The 3,327-nt window shown below is 60.0% G+C and carries 2 protein-coding genes and 2 pseudogenes; 2 read left to right on the top strand and 2 right to left on the bottom strand.

Annotated features, from left to right (window positions below; genetic code table 11):
- Positions 1-202 precede the first annotated feature (202 nt).
- A pseudogene (locus C5P05_RS00660) lies at positions 203-430 on the bottom strand (helix-turn-helix transcriptional regulator); the annotation flags it as partial.
- 701 nt (positions 431-1,131) lie between these two features.
- On the opposite strand from C5P05_RS00660, the gene C5P05_RS00650 reads away from it, so the two are divergent.
- The gene (locus C5P05_RS00650; protein WP_157979153.1) at positions 1,132-1,473 is read left to right on the top strand and encodes a helix-turn-helix domain-containing protein; all 342 of its coding nucleotides are present in this window, start codon (positions 1,132-1,134) and stop codon (positions 1,471-1,473) included.
- Positions 1,474-1,563: 90 nt separating this feature from the next.
- On the opposite strand, the gene C5P05_RS00645 is transcribed toward C5P05_RS00650, so the two are convergent.
- Positions 1,564-3,075 carry a multicopper oxidase family protein gene (locus C5P05_RS00645; protein WP_114968000.1) on the bottom strand — a complete coding sequence of 504 codons (1,512 nt, stop codon included), beginning with the start codon at positions 3,073-3,075 and terminating at the stop codon, positions 1,564-1,566.
- Positions 3,076-3,238: 163 nt separating this feature from the next.
- Between C5P05_RS00645 and C5P05_RS00640 the strand changes: the two are divergent.
- Positions 3,239-3,327: pseudogene (locus C5P05_RS00640) on the top strand (DNA-binding response regulator); the annotation flags it as partial.

Below are 3,327 nucleotides of genomic sequence, written 5' to 3'. Positions count from 1 at the left end.
CACGGTTCATGAGCTGGCGTTTAACTTAGGTCTGGAAACGAATGCCTTACCGATAAATCGGGGTTGGTCTGCCAACGGCAGCAATGGCCAACTTGCCAGAGCGCTATCGTCTGGAACGACGGCTATATGCTGTTCGTGAACTTCGTGTCAGTGCGAAGCCGAACTTCGCGGCCGACAACTATTGGGCTGACCGCGATTCCATTTACTCTCGCGCATACAGCGATGGCGGCAGTCCGACATAGCGGGTGAATGCGACGCTGAACGTGCTTGCGGAGCTGTAGCCAACGCTTTCCGCGACTGCGGCGATGCCACCGTCTTTCCGCCGTAGCATGTTTTTTGCCAAAGCCATGCGCCATGCAAGCAGGTACCCCATCGGGGCGACGCCCATGGCGCGACTGAATCGATCGAAGAACGCGGAGCGGGAGAGGGCTCCAGAGACCCGATTCGGCGACAACGCTCGGCGCCTGATGCAGGAAGACATCCCCGAAGCATATGCAGAATTCGCGCAGAGTGTCTTTGCGGGTATGGGGCAGTCGCATGAGGTCACTCGGGCGCTGGAACGTGGCGGAGGTGGTGTGGCGTGCGGCAAACGACCCATCGTGCCCGGTTCACATTGCTGCTGGCGCTGACGCTGTGGCGTTGGCCGAGTCAAGCTGACCCCAAAGGCCGCCCCTTAACCGGGGCGTTGGGGCCAAGGCTGTCAATGTCGGGTATCGGTCAATCAGTTTGAATATCTGTAGACCCGCTTTCCGTCTTTGCGGTCATAGGTATCAGCGCGAACTTGTTTCGTTTGCGTTAGTGCACGAAGTGAATCGTGGCCGAGCTCAACGTTGCCTGCGCAGCTATCACGCGAAATTTTAGGATAAATCAGCCTCTAGCCCCCGTATTCATTGCGTAAGAAGCTATTAAATAATGAGCATTCCTGTGACTGGTTCCACGATCAATAAAGTGCCATGACCCACGGTTAATTTAATGAATCATTATTGAGTTTTTAAATTAAGTAAAACAACTCTATGAATCAATTTTGATTAATTGTTCGTTGACGATAAACGCTTCCAGTGGCTAGACTATCCAATGCAGCCCAAACGGCCCCCATCGGGCGCATCCCACCTCGTCTTTCAAGGAAGCCCTATGCTTGACTTCGGCTTAGCCAGTGAGCGCGAAATTCGTGAAGAGCTCAGCAGCCGGTTGCCTGCGCAACGGTTGGCGAAAGGGTTTGGGCAAGCTGACTTGGCCAAAGACGCGGGTGTCGGCGTCGCGACGCTGCAGCGGCTGGAGGCCGGCCAGGGCGGAACGCTGGAGAACTTCCTGCGCATCGTGATGGCGTTGGGACTGGTAGATGAGCTGACCGACTTGTTCACGCTCAAGGTGCGCTCGATTGCGCAAATGGAGCGGGCGGCGGCTCAAAAAACGCGTCAGCGTGCACCGCGTCGGAAGACGTCGACCGCCAGCCCAGGCGAGCTGGGCGCATGAAATAAATCACGGTCAACTATGCCGACTGGGGCGAGCATTGGCCGCTCGGCATCACCGCGAACTTGTCCCGCCTGCGTTAGTTCACGGTGCCTACACCACCTGAAGCTGCCCCATCATGCCGGCACCTTCGTGTTCAAGGATGTGGCAATGGAACATGCGCAGGCCCTTGAAGCGCTGCACCAGCTTGATCCGCACCGTTTCGCCCGCCTTCAAATTGACGATATCGCGCCAGGCCCGGTACGCCTCGGGCGTGACCTTGCCGTCCATCTCGCGCTCTATCACCTGGAACTGGGTGCCGTGGATATGGAACGGGTGATCCATGTCCGACTCGTTGGCGATCTCCCACAGTTCCACCTGGTTGATTTTGCTCACTAGGTCGATGCGCTTCATATCAAACTGCTTGCCGTTGACCAGGAATTTCATCTCGTGCTGGCCGCCTGCCATCGACATTTTTTCCGAGAACACGACGCGTTTTTTGACGGCGGGACGGCCGAGTTCATTGATGCGCGCCAGTTTGGCGGGCAGCGGCTTTTGTGCAAGGCCTTCGACCTGGCTGAAGTCCACGGTCAGCAAACTGAGTTGTGTTTCTGCCGGCACCGTGCCCATCTTGCCGCGCTGGTAAGGGGCCGCCACCAGTTGGACCCGGCTCTTGTTGCTGCCGGCATCCACAATGACTTCGGCGCGCTGGGCCGGTGCCAGCAGCAACTCGGCAAGACCCTTGATCGGGCGCTCCAGCAATCCGCCATCGGTGCCGACCAGCGTCAAACCCGTGCCGGGCAGGACCAAGCGCAGATAACGCGCACTGCTCGCGTTCCAGAGGCGCCAGCGTTCGCGGCCGCTGCGGTCGAACGGGAGCACCGGCTGGCGCTGCGCGTTGACCAGGGCAAACTGGCCCTCGCGGCCGTTCATTTCGTCGTTGGCATCGTTGGGCGCAATGCGGCCGTCGGCGCCGAGCTTGAGGTCGGAGATCACCAGTAGTCGCTCGGGAATATCCTTGAGCGGATCGACCTTGGCCCGCACGATGAAGGCGCCGGCCAGGCCGCGATAGACCTGCTCCGGCGTGCTGCCGTGCGGATGCGGGTGGTACCAGTAGGTGCCGGCGCTGCCCACCGGCAGGGTGAAGCGGTACAGCCGCTTGCTCCCCGGCGCCACCGCGTCCTGCGGATTGCCGTCCTGCTCTGGTGGCACCGGCAGGCCGTGCCAGTGCACCGTGGTGGCTTGCGGCAGGCGGTTCTCGAACAGGATTTCGACGGTATCGCCCTCCACCACCTCAATCAGCGGCCCCGGCAAATTGCCGTTGTAGGCCCAGAACTCGGTCGGCGCACCGGCCAGTAAGGGCACATTCACCGGCGCCGCGACCAGCGAGGCCCGGAACAGTCCGGCCTGGCCGCTGGTGTTGGCCAGTTTGACCAAGCCTTTCAAGGCCGTACCGGCGGGCAAAGCGTCCACGGCGGCCAGCTTGACCGACGTGACCGACGTGGCCGCCCCCATGTTCATCATGTTGTGAGAGGCATCACCGGTGGCGGCTTGCGCCCAGCCCATGCCGAGACCCACAACTGGCAAGCTGCCAAGGGCGGCTAGAAAGCTACGTCGTTGTGTCATCGCGTGTCCTTTGCGGTTTGATTCGTGAATAAGCATAGTGTGCGCAATCGCCCCCAACAGGAATCTGACCACCAGATTACATTCCTGTCATCTACGCCGCGCGCCTGCCCACGCGGCGCAAAATGGCGCCCACATGACAGATTCCAGAGGAGCAAGCACCGCCATGAGGATACTCATCGTCGAGGACGAACCCAAGACCGGGGACTACCTGAAACAAGGACTGGTCGAGGCCGGCTTCATCGTCGATTTGGT

The sequence above is a fragment of the Rhodoferax ferrireducens genome (assembly GCF_003347515.1).
In the GTDB taxonomy this organism is placed as follows: domain Bacteria; phylum Pseudomonadota; class Gammaproteobacteria; order Burkholderiales; family Burkholderiaceae_C; genus Rhodoferax.
Note: the sequence above shows the minus strand (reverse complement) of the source record. Positions and strands in the feature narration are given on the sequence as shown.

What these genes read in the sequence shown, in the direction of transcription:
- C5P05_RS00650 (WP_157979153.1), top strand. Translation starts at nt 1,132, where the DNA reads ATGCTTGACTTCGGCTTAGCCAGTGAGCGCGAAATTCGTGAAGAGCTC.
- C5P05_RS00645 (WP_114968000.1), bottom strand. Translation starts at nt 3,075, where the DNA reads ATGACACAACGACGTAGCTTTCTAGCCGCCCTTGGCAGCTTGCCAGTT.